At 67.4% G+C, this 13,468-nt stretch carries 12 protein-coding genes and 8 pseudogenes; 9 read left to right on the top strand and 11 right to left on the bottom strand.

Annotated elements, in window-relative coordinates; translation table 11 throughout:
- A pseudogene (locus ACZ7GZ_RS39960) lies at positions 1-278 on the bottom strand (sigma-70 family RNA polymerase sigma factor); the annotation flags it as partial.
- A complete protein-coding gene (locus ACZ7GZ_RS39965; protein ID WP_471032314.1) occupies positions 275-466 on the bottom strand; it encodes a hypothetical protein in 192 nt (63 codons plus the stop codon). The gene ACZ7GZ_RS39965 and the pseudogene ACZ7GZ_RS39960, both read right to left, overlap by 4 nt.
- Before the next feature lie 684 nt (positions 467-1,150).
- Between ACZ7GZ_RS39965 and istB the strand changes: the two genes are divergently transcribed.
- Positions 1,151-1,975, top strand: a complete 825-nt coding sequence (istB, locus tag ACZ7GZ_RS39970) for an IS21-like element helper ATPase IstB (protein ID WP_471032315.1) — start codon at positions 1,151-1,153, stop codon at positions 1,973-1,975.
- Between the two features lie 13 nt (positions 1,976-1,988).
- Here the strand turns inward: istB and ACZ7GZ_RS39975 are convergent, their stop codons facing one another.
- Positions 1,989-2,540: a hypothetical protein gene (locus ACZ7GZ_RS39975; RefSeq protein ID WP_471032319.1), complete on the bottom strand. Its 552-nt coding sequence runs from the start codon at positions 2,538-2,540 to the stop codon at positions 1,989-1,991.
- 891 nt (positions 2,541-3,431) lie between these two features.
- On the opposite strand from ACZ7GZ_RS39975, the gene ACZ7GZ_RS39980 reads away from it, so the two are divergent.
- Positions 3,432-3,659 (top strand): hypothetical protein, encoded by a 228-nt coding sequence (locus ACZ7GZ_RS39980; RefSeq protein WP_471032321.1) that lies wholly within the window; start codon positions 3,432-3,434, stop codon positions 3,657-3,659.
- 284 nt (positions 3,660-3,943) lie between these two features.
- On the opposite strand, the pseudogene ACZ7GZ_RS39985 reads toward ACZ7GZ_RS39980, so the two are convergent.
- Positions 3,944-4,243: pseudogene (locus ACZ7GZ_RS39985) on the bottom strand (IS5/IS1182 family transposase); the annotation flags it as partial.
- Positions 4,244-4,454: 211 nt separating this feature from the next.
- Here ACZ7GZ_RS39985 and ACZ7GZ_RS39990 point away from each other — a divergent pair.
- Together ACZ7GZ_RS39990 and ACZ7GZ_RS39995 are read left to right on the top strand one after the other, a co-directional pair.
- The gene (locus ACZ7GZ_RS39990; protein WP_471032324.1) at positions 4,455-4,946 is read left to right on the top strand and encodes a DUF2975 domain-containing protein; all 492 of its coding nucleotides are present in this window, start codon (positions 4,455-4,457) and stop codon (positions 4,944-4,946) included.
- Complete coding sequence (locus ACZ7GZ_RS39995; protein WP_133024831.1) at positions 4,946-5,167, top strand: helix-turn-helix domain-containing protein; 222 nt, start codon at positions 4,946-4,948, stop codon at positions 5,165-5,167. Before ACZ7GZ_RS39990 ends, ACZ7GZ_RS39995 begins: the two co-directional genes overlap by 1 nt.
- 32 nt (positions 5,168-5,199) lie before the next feature.
- On the opposite strand, the pseudogene ACZ7GZ_RS40000 reads toward ACZ7GZ_RS39995, so the two are convergent.
- Positions 5,200-5,361 (bottom strand): annotated as a pseudogene (locus ACZ7GZ_RS40000) (IS21 family transposase); the annotation flags it as partial.
- Position 5,362: 1 nt separating this feature from the next.
- Here ACZ7GZ_RS40000 and ACZ7GZ_RS40005 point away from each other — a divergent pair.
- Positions 5,363-5,709, top strand: a pseudogene (locus ACZ7GZ_RS40005) (transposase); the annotation flags it as partial.
- A gap of 16 nt (positions 5,710-5,725) precedes the next feature.
- Positions 5,726-6,259, top strand: coding sequence for a GNAT family N-acetyltransferase (locus tag ACZ7GZ_RS40010; RefSeq protein WP_471032326.1), 534 nt, complete (start codon positions 5,726-5,728; stop codon positions 6,257-6,259).
- A 480-nt stretch (positions 6,260-6,739) separates the two neighbouring features.
- Here ACZ7GZ_RS40010 and ACZ7GZ_RS40015 read toward each other — a convergent pair whose 3' ends face one another.
- Positions 6,740-7,699, bottom strand: coding sequence for a CPBP family glutamic-type intramembrane protease (locus tag ACZ7GZ_RS40015; protein WP_471032328.1), 960 nt, complete (start codon positions 7,697-7,699; stop codon positions 6,740-6,742).
- Positions 7,700-8,787: 1,088 nt separating this feature from the next.
- Between ACZ7GZ_RS40015 and ACZ7GZ_RS40020 the strand changes: the two are divergent.
- Positions 8,788-9,327 (top strand): annotated as a pseudogene (locus tag ACZ7GZ_RS40020) (GNAT family N-acetyltransferase); the annotation flags it as partial.
- Positions 9,328-9,445: 118 nt separating this feature from the next.
- Here ACZ7GZ_RS40020 and ACZ7GZ_RS40025 read toward each other — a convergent pair.
- Complete coding sequence (locus tag ACZ7GZ_RS40025; protein WP_471032334.1) at positions 9,446-9,601, bottom strand: transposase; 156 nt, start codon at positions 9,599-9,601, stop codon at positions 9,446-9,448.
- A 91-nt stretch (positions 9,602-9,692) separates the two neighbouring features.
- Positions 9,693-10,064: pseudogene (locus ACZ7GZ_RS40030) on the bottom strand (DUF6192 family protein); the annotation flags it as partial.
- A gap of 787 nt (positions 10,065-10,851) precedes the next feature.
- On the opposite strand from ACZ7GZ_RS40030, the pseudogene ACZ7GZ_RS40035 reads away from it, so the two are divergent.
- Positions 10,852-11,268 (top strand): annotated as a pseudogene (locus tag ACZ7GZ_RS40035) (phosphotransferase); the annotation flags it as partial.
- A 735-nt stretch (positions 11,269-12,003) separates the two neighbouring features.
- Here the strand turns inward: ACZ7GZ_RS40035 and ACZ7GZ_RS40040 are convergent.
- The 3 genes from ACZ7GZ_RS40040 to ACZ7GZ_RS40050 form a co-directional block, all read right to left on the bottom strand.
- Positions 12,004-12,156, bottom strand: coding sequence for a hypothetical protein (locus ACZ7GZ_RS40040; protein ID WP_471032329.1), 153 nt, complete (start codon positions 12,154-12,156; stop codon positions 12,004-12,006).
- A 181-nt stretch (positions 12,157-12,337) separates the two neighbouring features.
- Positions 12,338-12,724, bottom strand: a complete 387-nt coding sequence (locus ACZ7GZ_RS40045) for a hypothetical protein (protein WP_471032330.1) — start codon at positions 12,722-12,724, stop codon at positions 12,338-12,340.
- 177 nt (positions 12,725-12,901) lie between these two features.
- Positions 12,902-13,027 carry a hypothetical protein gene (locus ACZ7GZ_RS40050; protein ID WP_471032332.1) on the bottom strand — a complete coding sequence of 42 codons (126 nt, stop codon included), beginning with the start codon at positions 13,025-13,027 and terminating at the stop codon, positions 12,902-12,904.
- Between the two features lie 96 nt (positions 13,028-13,123).
- Between ACZ7GZ_RS40050 and ACZ7GZ_RS40055 the strand changes: the two are divergent.
- A pseudogene (locus ACZ7GZ_RS40055) lies at positions 13,124-13,261 on the top strand (transposase); the annotation flags it as partial.
- Positions 13,262-13,468: the final 207 nt, after the last annotated feature.

The raw sequence follows: 13,468 nt of genomic DNA on the forward strand, positions 1-13,468 counted from the left end.
ATCTCCAGACGGCGGCCGACTTCCTCTTTCAGGGCAGCCCAAGCGTACGCATCGACATTCGGCTGCTGCAGCACATGCGCCCAAGCCCGCGCCAGTTCAACGAACACATCCTCGACGACCTGCTCGGCACCCTCACGGCTGTCCAACTGCACATGCGCGTACCGCAGATACGCCTTGTGCTGCCGGCTGTAGAACGCGACGAACGTGGTCGGCAGAACAGCGGCCAGGTCATCGCGCACTGCCTGATCCGCCCACGGGTCGGGCTTGTGACCACTCACCGGGCCTCCCCCGCACGCTCGTCACCGACGCCACTGCGCTGACTCGTGGTCTCCCCCCGCCGGTACTGGGCGGCGAGCTGCGCCACCCCGACCCGTACACCAGCACTGAGCAGGCGCCTGCCCACCGCGCGGACGTCACCTGCGAAAAACCGCACCGCGCCCACCCCCGGCAGCAGGCGAGCAGCCATATCGAGATCCACTTGCCTCGAAACCCTTCCCGTTCGGCGGCCGTTGCCGACCCCCACCGTCGACACGGAGAGCAGTAGCGCCCTCACCCATCAGCCAACCGAATCGAGGCGGCAACTGTGCACGCCGAAGCCAGGAATTCTTACGTACCGTATGCATTCAGTCACGCCTGCGCCCCCAGCTGGCTGCGCGGCGCAAGCAAGCAGTCGGCCCGCTGTCCACGGCGTCGCTGAGCAGGCGCCGATGCAGATCAGGAAGTCTCATGCCGCAGCGACGGCCGCCACCAGCTCGAAGGACCGCTGCTCCCAGCACCTGCACACCGGCTTTCCCACGGCGATCCACAGCCGCGGCCAGTGCCCCACGAGCAGTCCGGCGGGACCATCTCCGCGGGGGCGGGCATGGCCCCTCCTCACCCGCCTTAGAGGTCCCTTCAGAATCCTGAGTTCTCTGCGGGCGCGCGGCGGGGGGCCGTGGAGCCACGTGGCTTTATTCACGAGTCGTGACGGCGCTTGCACACGGGTTTGGGAGGCGCCCGTTTCCACGGTCGGGTGATGTTCACGAGTTTCGAAGGCAGTGGGGGGGCTTGCCAGGACAGCATCGGGGTGGTCCCGGTGAAAGGCCCTGGTCATGCCGCGGATGTCGAAGTGGAGCTGTACGCGGCGATCCGGCGGGACCACTGAGCCGGCATGACGATGCGGGAGTTGGAGCGCAAGCACAACGTTGCCTGGCGGACGGTGCGCAAGGCCCTGGACTCGGCCTGGCCGGAGCTGCGCAAGCCGCTGCCGCCGCGGTCATCGGCGCTGGATCGGTACAAGGCGGTGATCGACGGGATCCTGCGGGCGGACCTGGACGCGCCGCGCAAGCAGCGGCACACGGTCACCCGGATCTTTCACCGGCTGATCGAGGAACACGGTGCCGACGTGTCCTATAAAGCGGCTGGCTTCCCGCGCGAGAAGTCGCTGCCGACCTTCGACTTCGACGCCAACCCCAACATCGACACAGCCATCATCAACACACTCGCCAGCTGCGAGTGGATCAAGAAGGGGCAGCCGCTCTGCCTGATCGGCGACTCCGGCACCGGCAAGTCGCACATGCTGATCGCCCTGGGCACCGAGGCCGCCATGAACGGCTACCGGGTCCGATACACGCTGGCCACGAAACTGGTGAACGAGCTGGTCGAAGCCGCCGACGAGAAGCAACTCACCAAGACCATCGCCCGCTACGGCCGGGTCGATCTTTTGTGCATCGACAAACTCGGATACATGGAACTGGACCGGCACGGCGCCGAGTTGCTGTTCCAGGTCCTGACAGAGTGCGAGGAGAAGAACAGCGTCGCCATCGCCTCCAACGAGTCGTTCGGCGGCTGGACGAAGACCTTCACCGACCCCCGGCTCTGCGCGGCCATCGTCGACCGCCTGACATTCAACGACACGATCACCGAGACCGGCACCGACTCCTACCGGCTGGCCTCCACCCGAGCCCGGGTGGAGGAGCCCGCCAAGGCCGGCTGAGAAGCTGTCCAGCTCAAGCCCTGCGGGCGAGCTCCTGAAGCTCCATGAGCCCCATCGCCCCCACGAACTCGATGGGGCTCATGTCCGATCTGAGTGCCTGACTCGGCCGCGGGACGAGTCCCTCGCCCAGCTTGGCGTATTCCGTCGTCGCGGTTTCGGCAAGCCACACCACCTGGTCAGGGTTCCAGTGCTGGCGGAGGCCTTCGATCGCGGCCATCAGCGCGGGGATCCCCCATGCGACGAAGGTGAACTGGTGGGTTCCGGTGGAGACCTCGATCTGCCTCTTGATCCCCCAAGAGGTATCGCGCACCCAGGAGATGACGGGCAGGAAGATACTGAACCGGCCGGTGACGCGATTGGCGAAATGTGAGCAGAAGACGAGCCGGTAGTTCGTCACGTGCAGCTGCCCGCCGATCGCCTCCGATCCTTGCATGCGAACCATCCACATCAACTGGTCGCTGGAGAAGCGTGTCAACCCAGCCTCGGCGACCTTCACGACGGTGTTCGCCTTCTTGGCGAACTGCACAGCCTCGCCTGGCAGAAGGTCGTTCGAGCTGAGTGCCATACCCATTGTTCCCCCTGGTCCGCGCGGCACGGCGTACTAGCCGCAGATGCGACCCTTAGCCCTCATCCTGCCCTCTGGGCCCGGGCCCATCAACAGCTTCTGACACCCTGCGGGCCCCACCTCGTCAGTCCGCCGCCCTCACGGGCGACGGACTGACGCACGAAGTGACGTCATTTCTCGTGAACATTCATGGCCCCGCCGACCGCCCACCGCCGCCCAAACCGATGGATAAGCGCTGCTGCTTGAAGTGAACGAATCCAGTCGTGGTCGCCGATTTGGGTGGATCGCGGTGGATCCCAGATTGGGAGTCGGCGCGGAGCGCATTCTTCTTGCGTGGTGGCACAGTCGAAGAAGCCGCGTGCGAAGCGGTATGCGATCCGGCGTGGTGAGATCAACACGGTGGCACTCGCGGACCGGCTCCGGGATCTGTAGCAGGCGGGCGGTGATCCCGAGTTCGAGTGCTCCCCGGCTTCCGACGAGTTGCTGCTGGTGCTGAAGCACGCGGAGAGGAAGCCAGCGAGCTGAACGTCGACACGGCCGCGGTCGATCCGAAGGACGTGATGGGCGAGGCTGCGGTCATCCGCATGAAGCTAGCTGTGGCAGTACCTGCCGGAGCAGGCGGATGCCGGGCAGATGAAGGCCATCGAGGCGGGGCGGGCAGTCGGCATGCCCTGGCACCGGTTCAACGAGGCGCTGTGCGTGGTCTGGAAAGGTCGACGGCCCATGCGCTGGGCGTAGGGCGTGATCTCCGAGCCATCTGGTGTCGACCACTCCTCTGCCACGGCGGGGTGCTGTGCCGGTGCTCTCCGCACGCGACTGCATCCTTTGGCCTACTGTGTTTTCGGTCCTGTGGAGGACGATCTTGTGGCACCTCCGCGAGATCGTTGATCCGTGCGAACAACCATCGGATACACCATCGAAAGCATCGGCTACGTCGTAGGAGCGCAGGGGCTTGTCAGCTTCGCTTCGCGGACCTTCTTCGGCACGGAGTGGGGCTGGATGCACAAGGTCGTCGACCTTCCGTCCACCGCTTACCTCGGTGTTGTCGTCGTGGGGCTGGCGCTCATCGTCGGCGGGGTGAAGACGCGGAAGGCGCCCGAGCGCCACGAGGCCGCCTGACCGGCGGGCCTTTCAGCCCGCGACTCCCATTTCCGTGTCGTAGCGGTCGAAGCCCGCAAGCCGCCGCCGTGTGACCCGCGCTTGCAGCGGGCGGCCTTGTGGTGGCTCTGCTCCGGACCGGTCGCCAACTTGTCACAGAGCTGGTGGAGGGTGGCCCGGCCCCCGGTGCGATCGCCCGCGCGACCAGGTATCGCTGATACAAAGCCGAAACGACTGGGTTCGCTGAGCAAACGCCTCGATTGGATGAGCACGGACAGCCGCACGCGAGGCGGCCGCCCCACCGACTGATGCCCACCCCATTCCGTCACCCCGCGAACCCCGTTTCGTCGGTAGCTCACGTGATGCTTCGAGCCCGGCCGCGCACGGTCAACCGGGCTCGAGCCGACCATTGGGCTGCTTCGCCCCCGCTTGGCCGGCACGTGCGAGGCGTCCACGGTGACGCGGTCGAAGTCCAGGCGGTCCGCCGCCAGCTATCCATCCAGCAACACCCGCTGAAGCTCCTTCCACACCCCGGCCTACTGCCACTCGGCCAGCCACCGCCAGCAGGTAGGCCCGGAGCCGAACCCCAACTCCTGCGGGAGGTATCAGGGCTTCGGCGTAGTCGGATGGCGTCCGTTTTGTGGCTGAGCGAGGTCGACTTCGGCAAGATCGAAAACCTTCGCATCGCGCCATACCGCGGGAGGGCGCGGCGGCGTCCCGCCATGGTGCGAAACCGCCGCCGCCCTCCGACCCACCCCTTGCTTCACCTATCGAGATTCGATAGATTCCCATCGTAGGTCGATGGATTGGTGGGGTATGGGAAAGCTGACAGTGCGCGCGCTGCGCGTCGTGCTCGTGGTGGTGCTCACCGGCACCGTGTTCGTACAGGCATTGATGGTGTGGGCGTTGGTCAGCGGGAGTGACCCGGAGGACGGGTCGCTCCCGCTGACCCCACTGCGCGTGATCACGATCCTGGGCATCGGGACGGCCCAGGTCGCCCTGGTCTGTGTATGGCGACTGGTAACGATGGTGCGACGTGGAACCGTGTTCTCCCACGCCGCCTTCCGGTACGTGGACGTCATCATCGGCGCGATCGTCGCGGCTGCTCTCGTGTGGTTCGCGGTCACGGCCCTGAATGCGCCCGGCCAGCGGGACGACCCGGGCGTCACCCTCATCATGGGCGGAATTGGCGTGGCCATCCTGGGAGTCGCGCTCATCGTGCTCGTGCTGCGGATGCTGCTCGCCCAGGCCGTCGCCCGCGACGTCGAAGCGGCGCAGATGCAGGCCGAGTTGGACGAGGTGATCTGATGCCGATCGCCGTCGACATCGACGTGATGCTGGCCAGGCGGAAGATGTCCGTGGGTGAACTCGCGGACCGCGTAGGGATCACGCCCGCCAACCTGGCGGTACTCAAGAACGGCCGCGCCAAGGCGGTGCGATTTGCGACGCTCGCCGCGCTATGCGAGGTGCTCGAGTGCCAGCCAGGCGACCTGCTGCGCTGGGAGGCCGAGGACACCGCGGGCGAATGAACCGTGCCTGTCTCTTCCTTCTCATTGGCGATGCCGAAGTTGGACGAGGCGGAGGTGCCCGGCTGCAGGCTGTGGTCTTCGGAAGGCCGTGTGGGTTCGACTGTTTCCAGGCCGACTTGGTAGGTGAGGATGCGGATCAGGTCGTTCTCCGCGAACCGTCCCGCGATCGCCGCAGAACCGAGCGCCCGGTCAACGAAGCCCATGGTCGCGGGCATCCAAACGCAACACGACCCGCATCGAGGCCGTCACTTCCAACCCTAGCGGCTCCATGCCGACAAGGCCTACGACATCCCCCACCCGCGGAAATGGCTGTGGGCAAGCACATGGGTGTCCGCATCGCGCGCAAGGGCGTCGAGTCCAGCGAACGGTCGGGCCGCCGCAGGTGGGTGATCGAACGGACCATCTCCTGGCTGTCCGGATACCGCCGGCTGAGCCCGCGCTACGAGCGCCGTGCCCGTAACCACCTGGCCTTTCTCGGACTCGCCGCAGCCATGTGCTGTTACAAGCGACTCGTCCACCTCAGCACGTGGGACACGGTCTAAAGGGCAGGATAGGACCATGAACGAGATCCACACCCCCCGTCTTCTCCTGCGCCGCTGGCTGGATGACGACCTCGTCCCCCTGTCCGAGATCCACGCCGACCCGGACGTCATGCGGTGGGTCGGCGACGGTGCGCCGCGCTCCTTTGAAGAGACCTCCCAGGACATCGAGGCCTGGGAGGAGGAGTGGGACGAAGAGGGCTTCGGGATCTTCGCCGTCGAACTCCTCGGATCCGGGGAGCTGGCCGGAGCGGTCGGCCTGTACCTCGCCGACTCCCCGCCCGCCATCGCGGACCAGGTGGCGATCAGCTGGCGGCTCGGGCGCCAGTACTGGAGGCAGGGCTACGCGTCGGAGGCGGCCCAGGCCACGCTCGAGTTCGCCCTCCAGGACCGCGGTCTGGACCGGGTCGTCGCCGTGTGCCGCACCAGCGACACTGCGTCCGCGAACGTGCTGTACAAACTCGGCATGCGTGCGACCGGCACGGCACAAGACCCGGACACGGGCCACGACCTGCGGGTGTACGGAATCGATCTCACAGAGTACGAGGCCTGACTACAGCCAACGGTGGTCACCCTAGTCGTCGCCCCATGAGGCAGCCCGACAGACACGGCGGCCAGGGCGGCCACGGCGTAACGTCATCTCGTGCGGTGGCGGCTAGCCCACTGCCCGCACTCGGCCGCTGCCCTCATGCACGGCATCCGATCCGTGACCGAAAGGTCGGCCGGGCGCCATCCTCAACCGTGTGATCCTGGGGCCGGGCGGCTGCCACTGCCGCCCGCCCCCCCGCCGACCCCCAGGGGGATCAGCGCGCGTCGCTGCCGGGGGTCGGCAAGATCGGCGTGTTGCCGGTGTCGTGGTCGTGTCGCGCAAGGCGGAGACAGCAGCCGCGCACCTCGACGTGGCACGCGGCGAACACGGCGCACACGCCGTCCCGGGCCCATCAGGGATCCAGACCTCTGATCACTGTCGAATTAGAGGTGTCGGCACACCACCTGCCACCTCCACGGCGGCGACGGTGCACGGCACACGGCCTCAAGGACGAGCAGCGGTACCAGCTGTTGGAGATACCGGCACGCTGTGGCAGGACCTGCGCCGCTGCTCCAGCCGTCGGCACACGGCGAATCCGGCGGTGGCGACGATGAGATACGCGGGTATGAGCAGGATCGCGTCCGGGGTTGTCTGGTCAGCGGACCAGCCGGCATCGCGCCTGTCGCCCTCCAGCACGACTCGGTTGACGGTCAGGAAGGTCAGGTGAGTGCCGATGGCGGCCCATAGCGGAGCCGAGTCCACCGCCGTCCGGGCCGCGACGAGGGTCAGTCCGAACACCGAGACAAGGATCACGTAGTCGACCGGGGGCTGCCCGTCGGGCGCGATCCCCACCGGCACGGGCTCAGTGCCGAGTAGGCGCGCGGTCCCGGCCTGAACCAGGGTCGAAGCCCCCGGCACCAGCAGGAACACCGCAGTGGTGCCGAGGGCGGCGCCCGTGCCGCCGAACCGCTCGCGCAGCCAGACCCAACTGTGGCCGCGCAGCGTCGTCTCCTCCGGCAGCGCCTCGAGCAGGAAGGCGACCACCCCGTTGGAGACGACGAACCAGGCGAGAGCCGCAGGATCGGGGCGCGTCCAGCGCAGCATGCCCGCGGCGGTCCCCGCCCCGAGGACGAGCGCAGCCGCCGCAGCCGTCACTCCCGCGCCCGTCAGGAAGGCGCGGAGGCTCGCGGTCGCGCTACCGAATCCGAGCCACGGCAGCGGTCGGCGGTCGCGGCACGCGGCGACGAGGACGGGGGGAACGGCGAATGCGGTGACCAGCGCGGCCGGTATCAGCCGGGCCGTGACACCAGTGGCTCCGACGGTGTCGGCGGCCGACGAGCCCAACACTGTGCCGATGCCCAACGACGTGGCCATGATGAGGCCGCCGATGACGGCCCGGCCCAGGGCCTCGGCCCGTGAGGGAGCAGGCGTGCCACGGCGGGGCTTGGTAGAGCCGACGTCCACAACAACTCCTTGGCGGTTTCTGTCGGACACTCTGCTGGGCCAGGTGTCCACGGCCGTGGCTCAACTGCCCCCGCGGTGTGCGGGCGGCATCCGAGGCCGAAGCTGAAACCCCGGTGCGGCCTGGCCTTTTCCGCCATCCTCATCGACCGCGTGGCCTGGAGCCTCATATCTGCTGATGAAACACCTGTACAACCTTCGATGTACTCGCTGATCACGGTTGTCGGCAACGGCTCAGTGTGAGACCACTTCCACTTCCACCCCGTGACCGGCTGCCGATGTACGAGCGGGCACCGAAGGGCTCGATCACGGTGGCCGATCGAGCCGATGGTCCGCGAACTGCTCGAGGTGTGGCCAGACATGTCAGCGACGGTGGTGGCCGAGCGGATCGGCTGGCAGCGCCGGATGACCGTACTGCGCGATCGGGTGCGTGAGCTCAGGCTGGACTACCTGCCGACGGATCCGGCCTCCCGGACGATCTATGGGCCCGGCGAGCTGGTGCGGTGGGACCTGTGGTTCCCGCCCACGGAGATCGCTTCGACGGGTGGATGTAAGCGGACGGGAGGCTGTGTCCGGTCACGCCGCGGCAGGCACCGCTGGTCACCTGCCTCCGGGTGACGGCAAGGTGCGAGGTGTGAGGGGTGAGATGTGTGGTGTGTGGTGCTGCCGTGCTGGGCGATCGACTCGACGCTGTACTCCGTCCCGGTGGCGTAGGCCAGCACCAGGATGTGCGGGCCAGCTGCCGGGCCGTACAGGCCGGCCGCTGCGCGGGCGGCTTGTGCCGCAGCCAGGACCTCAGTTGTGCCGGCCGCCACCGCAACCCCGGCAGTCCTCCCCGCGGTAACCGGTTTGGTCACGCGCGGGAAAGCCGACTTGGGCGTCGTCGAGCGTGGCCTGCAGCTCGCCGTCGTCGCGGGCAAGGCGTGTGTACGGCGTGCGCACTCCGGGCCGTGCGCGAGCGCCTGGGCCATGGCGGCCTTGTCACATGTCGCGTGCGCGCGGGCGGGGTCGTTGCCGGGTCAACCGGATGTGCCGCAGGGAGCGGTGCGTGGCCGGCGGACACCGGGCCGACGACGTGCTGACGGCTCCGAATCCCGGCCGGTCCGCCTGGCGGGGCCTCGGCTGGGAAGCGGTCGGAAAGGTGTTGCGTTGAGAGCCGCCTATGCGTCTGCCCGAGCAGCGGATGGCGTTCCGGCTCGCCGACCCCGGTCTCGGGGCCAGGGGTGGGCACCCACCTCGGTGGTCCTCAATCGCGTGATGAGCTCGAGCGCGAGATGCCCGGGGGCGCCCAGCCGGCGCACCGGCCGTTTCATAGTCGATCTCAACGGAACGGTGATCGGCCAGATCACGCTCTGGAGAAACGGGGCACCTCCGTCAGGCTGCCGGGAAGTCCGAGCTCGGCTACATTCCTGCCGAAGGCCTGGGGATGTGGGTACGCCGCCGAGCCGTGCGCAGCAGCACTCGACTGGTTCGCCGGCGCGCTTCCCGGCGAGCCGGTGGTGCTCGCCACCCAGACCGCCAGCGTCCGCTCGATGCGCCTTGCGGCGAAGCTGGGGCTCATCGGGGTGGAGCGGTGTGAGGCCTACGGCGCGGAGCAGTGGTTCGACATGTGGTCCCCGGTTGCGCTCTCCGATGGAGCTCGTGCTCGGCGGTGTCCGCACTCAAGTAGTCCTGCGGCAGGGCGCTCCACGTGCAGCTGGCGTCGACGCTGTAGCGCAGGACGGCAACGATCTCGCGTCCGGGATGCGTTTACGGGCGGCCGCCGCGCGGGATCTGGCAGGCCGGCACCGGCAGCAGTGGTTCGGCGCGAGCCCATTCGAGATCGGTGGTGTCCGAGGGGTAGCGGCGCTTGTCGGTCATGGCCTTGAAGGCGACCGACGGGCGCCCCAGAAGATCGGTCACCACCTGTGCGGCGGGCCTCCTCATCGGCGAACCAGGTCGTGCCCGGCCTCGCTCTTCTCCTGCACCGTTTCCGGGCCGGCCCGTGGTAGCCCACCCTTTGCCGGACCGCCTCCGGCGTCCACCGCCGCTTGTCGGTCCGTACGTCCAGCGGCGGTTTCTTGACTGCCGCCCAGCGCGCGACGGCATCCGAGATCGCGGCGAGTATCTGGTGGGCGCTGAAGGTCACCCCTGGGCAGGTGTGCCGCTCGAGCCACCGGCTGGCCACCCACCGGTACTCCTGGACCGTGTTACAGGGCACGTTGATGTCCTCGGGACAGCCGGTGCAGCCGTGCGGAGACCCCGAACAGGTCATCCCCACGGACCGGCCGCCGTGCTTCTGCATCGGGACCACTTCTAACGCGCCGTCGCCGATGACCGTAAAGAGGGGCTCCGGCCCGCCCGGTACTGGGCAGAATCCGCCCGCCATCCCACACCGAAAGGTCGCCGTCACAGCGCGTGGAGCGCTGGAAAGCCCTCCGCAAAATCTTCTGCCTTACCGCTGAGACCCCACTGCCGCCGTTACCGCGGCCACGAACGCGGCGATCGCCGGATGAGTGCCGGCGCCTACGCGGAAGGCGACCTTCGATCGACGGAACAACGGCAATTTGGTCAACACCACCCCTGCGGGGCTTTGCGGACTGGCCATAAGGCCCACGAGGGGAGATACCCCATCAGGATGCCACCCGACATCGCAGTCCCCGTTCAGTGATCACCCCGCGCATGATGCCATGCACTTCCGGAGTCGTCACCGAGATGGACGTCCCGTGTGCCTGGAGGCGACTACGCCACCGGCGTCATGGCGAACGGGTAACCGTCAGCCACAAGTACCTGACAACCACACATCCCGGCTCACCCAGGTTGGAAAAGGCCCATTGCCTGGCCCTCTCCGCGGCCCGAGCCCGGGGCTGGTGCGTTCTGGAAGACGCCTGAGATCGTCACCTGCGTCCATTTACCGAACTCCCCTCTGACTGGGTGGGCTGTGAACTGGGCCGATGCGTCGCGTAGGGTATCCGTGACGCGTTTCCCGTCTCACGCCACTTCACTTAATCCGCTCTGTGGCCTGCTCGACCTCCCGGTCGGCGCGTCCATGCCTCAGCGAAGCTGCTCCAGTGGCAGCGGCCCTCGCCGTCATCAGCCCGTGATCTTCGAGGATCAGGACAACGGCCGACGAAAGTCACTGGCTTTCTGTTCCGTCCAGCGGTGAGACTTCCGACGTGACGCTCCACGAGGATGAGATCTCAGTCGACGAGACGCTGGTCCAGTCACTACTGAAGACACAGCGGCCAGAGTGGGCTGACCGACCGTTGTCGCCCGCAGGCGCTGGCACGGACAACACCATGTATCGGCTGGGCGACGACCTGCTCGTGCGACTTCCACGAACCGCAGACAAGGGACAGTCCGTGGAGAAGGAGCAGGAATGGCTTCCTCGTCTCGCGCCCCTCCTTTCCTGTCCGATTCCCGAGCCCGTCCACTCCGGGACGCCCACCGACGCGTTCCCAATGGTCTGGTCGGTCTACCGCTGGATTGACGGTGACGAAGCCGGCCCGGATACCGTCCGGGACTGGGCTGCTTTCGGAACCGACCTGGCGACGGTCGTGAGGGAACTCCACGGCATCGACCTCATGGGAGCGACGCTCAGGCAGCCGTTCATCCGCGCGATCGGGCCGGTATCGGTGCACCACCGCCGGAAAGCGGCTTCGTTGGTGTAGGTCACCGGCACGGGCTTGCCGAGGTCGGCCAGCCATCTACCCCAGTTCTTGGGGAGATCGGCACCGCCAGGCCGCCCCTCGCTCTTGTAACGGTAGCGGTGCCGACTGCACAGCCCCAGGGGACTCACTGCCTGGTCGGGACAGACATCGACCCGGCACTGGCCGAACGGCGCGAACGCGGACTCGGACGCCAGCCACACGCTGAGTTCGGCGGGTTGTCCTCGGCGCTGCTGCCGCAGACGGTGCTGATACCAGCGGTCCACGTGCAGCTTGCACAACCCAATCGAGCTGGCCGCCGGAATGGCCGGAAGGTCAGACAGTCCGGCGGGTCGTGCCACGACACCGTCGGCAAAGGCCGAGCGTTCTTGAGGAAGGCGGCCAGCCCCTGGCCTTCCCGCTTCAGGTTCCGCCACTCGACATCGTGGTTGAAACAGAAGTTGGCAGTGGCCTCCCGACCCCGTTGGCACTCCGGAACACCACAGATCCACACGTAGACGGGATGGTCTCCGGGGACCTTGATGACGTCCGGGCGGAACAGCGGGTCGAAGGCGGGCGCGTCCATCGAGGCGGTGAGGAGCTCCAGCCTGTCCCGCGTGGTGCGTCCGTCCCGCCCAGGAACGATCACCGACAAGGCCCTCAGTGCCGGTGCAGCGTGCGTCATTCGTCCTCACCCCAGACGGACTGGAGAGCAGCCATGAACTCGGGCGAGTGCAGGTCGGGATGGCCATAGACCTCATCGACCATCCTGGCCGACGCCCAGTTCCCGACGGCCTTGGCTACCATCGAGTCGCCGTTCGTGACGTCCAGCACGTCGTTGGTGATCTGGTGACGAAACGCCTTGGGCGTGTCCTCCCGGGCAACCCGGCCCTGTGTCCGGCCCGACGCAGCATCCCCCGGGCGGCATCCGCGCTCCAGGGCTCTCCACGGTTCGGGCCGGCCAGCTGGATCAGCAGCATCCCGTGCCCCGTGGCGTACTTCGCGTACTACGTCGTCATGTACTTGAAGTAACTGCTGAGCATGGCGGGGCTGGCGCGTAGATCTCCCCGCCGGTGATCACCCCGTCGACCACCTTCCACTCTGGCTTGATCTTCACCGCCGCCCGGTTCGGGTTGCCCCAGCGATGACAGACATGCAGGTGAGGGCTCTTGCATTCGCCGCAGGCCGCGTTCTCCCTCAGGTGCAGGTCCATCAGGTGAAGCCCAGCCAGCCCGCCCGGTCGCAGGCTCGTGTCCGACAGCCACTGCAGGACCATCTCGTCGCGGGCCGTGTTCATAACGCCCTTCAGCTCCTGCTTGGCCCCGTCCGGCAGCATCTTCGGGTGCCGACGCCGCGGCGGCCGCTTCGGAGCCAACGGGTTGGCGGTCATCGACGTCTTCACGTGCCCCAACAGAGCCCGGTCCCGGTCCACCCTCGTCGGCAGCCGGGTGACCGCCAGGGCCTCCCTCAGCTCACCATTCACGCCCTTGCTGGCGCACGCGTTGAGGTAGAAGCCCTTGAGACATGCCGCCGCGACCTGGAGAGCCGAGGCGCCGTACGGACGTTGAGGAGGCACCCGTCACGGCTGCGCGTACGGCATCGGCACCTGAGCGCCCACCGCCCCCATGTAGCGGTGCAGGTCACGCATCATGATCGTCTCGGTGGTCAGCCCCTCCCGGATCCGCCACCGCAAGTGGTCCACCAACGAGTAGGCGTACGTCTTCTGCGACCCCGACCTTCAAACGGCCGCAGATACGAGTCCGTCTCAGCGTCGACAGTGCAGTCCGGCCACACGACCGTGTTAGGCCGACACCGCTGGGTGGTTGAGCGGACAGTGTCCTGGCTGGCCGGCTGCCGACGCCTGCATCGCCGCTACGAGCGCAAGGCCGAGCACTTCCTCGCGTTCGTCGGCATCACCGCAGCTCTCATCGGCTACCGAAGACTTTTGAATGGGAACGCCAGCAAGCCACACCTGCCGCGGCAACATACTGTGTGGACATGTCGGCGTTCATACAACAGCTCCCAGCACTGATCGGCGTGGTAATCGGCGCCCTAGTACTCCAGTCAGAAATCGTGTTCTGAGCTGTGTCTTCTTCGGTAGTGGCAGCGGCGGGCGATGGCTTGGTGGTGTCTGCGCCAGTGGGAC

This window comes from Streptomyces sp. NPDC037288, assembly GCF_055603265.1.

What these genes read in the sequence shown, in the direction of transcription:
- ACZ7GZ_RS39995 (WP_133024831.1), top strand. Translation starts at nt 4,946, where the DNA reads ATGCCGATCGCCGTCGACATCGACGTGATGCTGGCCAGGCGGAAGATG.
- ACZ7GZ_RS39975 (WP_471032319.1), bottom strand. Translation starts at nt 2,540, where the DNA reads ATGGCACTCAGCTCGAACGACCTTCTGCCAGGCGAGGCTGTGCAGTTC.
- ACZ7GZ_RS39965 (WP_471032314.1), bottom strand. Translation starts at nt 466, where the DNA reads ATGGCTGCTCGCCTGCTGCCGGGGGTGGGCGCGGTGCGGTTTTTCGCA.
- ACZ7GZ_RS39990 (WP_471032324.1), top strand. Translation starts at nt 4,455, where the DNA reads ATGGGAAAGCTGACAGTGCGCGCGCTGCGCGTCGTGCTCGTGGTGGTG.
- istB (WP_471032315.1), top strand. Translation starts at nt 1,151, where the DNA reads ATGACGATGCGGGAGTTGGAGCGCAAGCACAACGTTGCCTGGCGGACG.
- ACZ7GZ_RS40010 (WP_471032326.1), top strand. Translation starts at nt 5,726, where the DNA reads ATGAACGAGATCCACACCCCCCGTCTTCTCCTGCGCCGCTGGCTGGAT.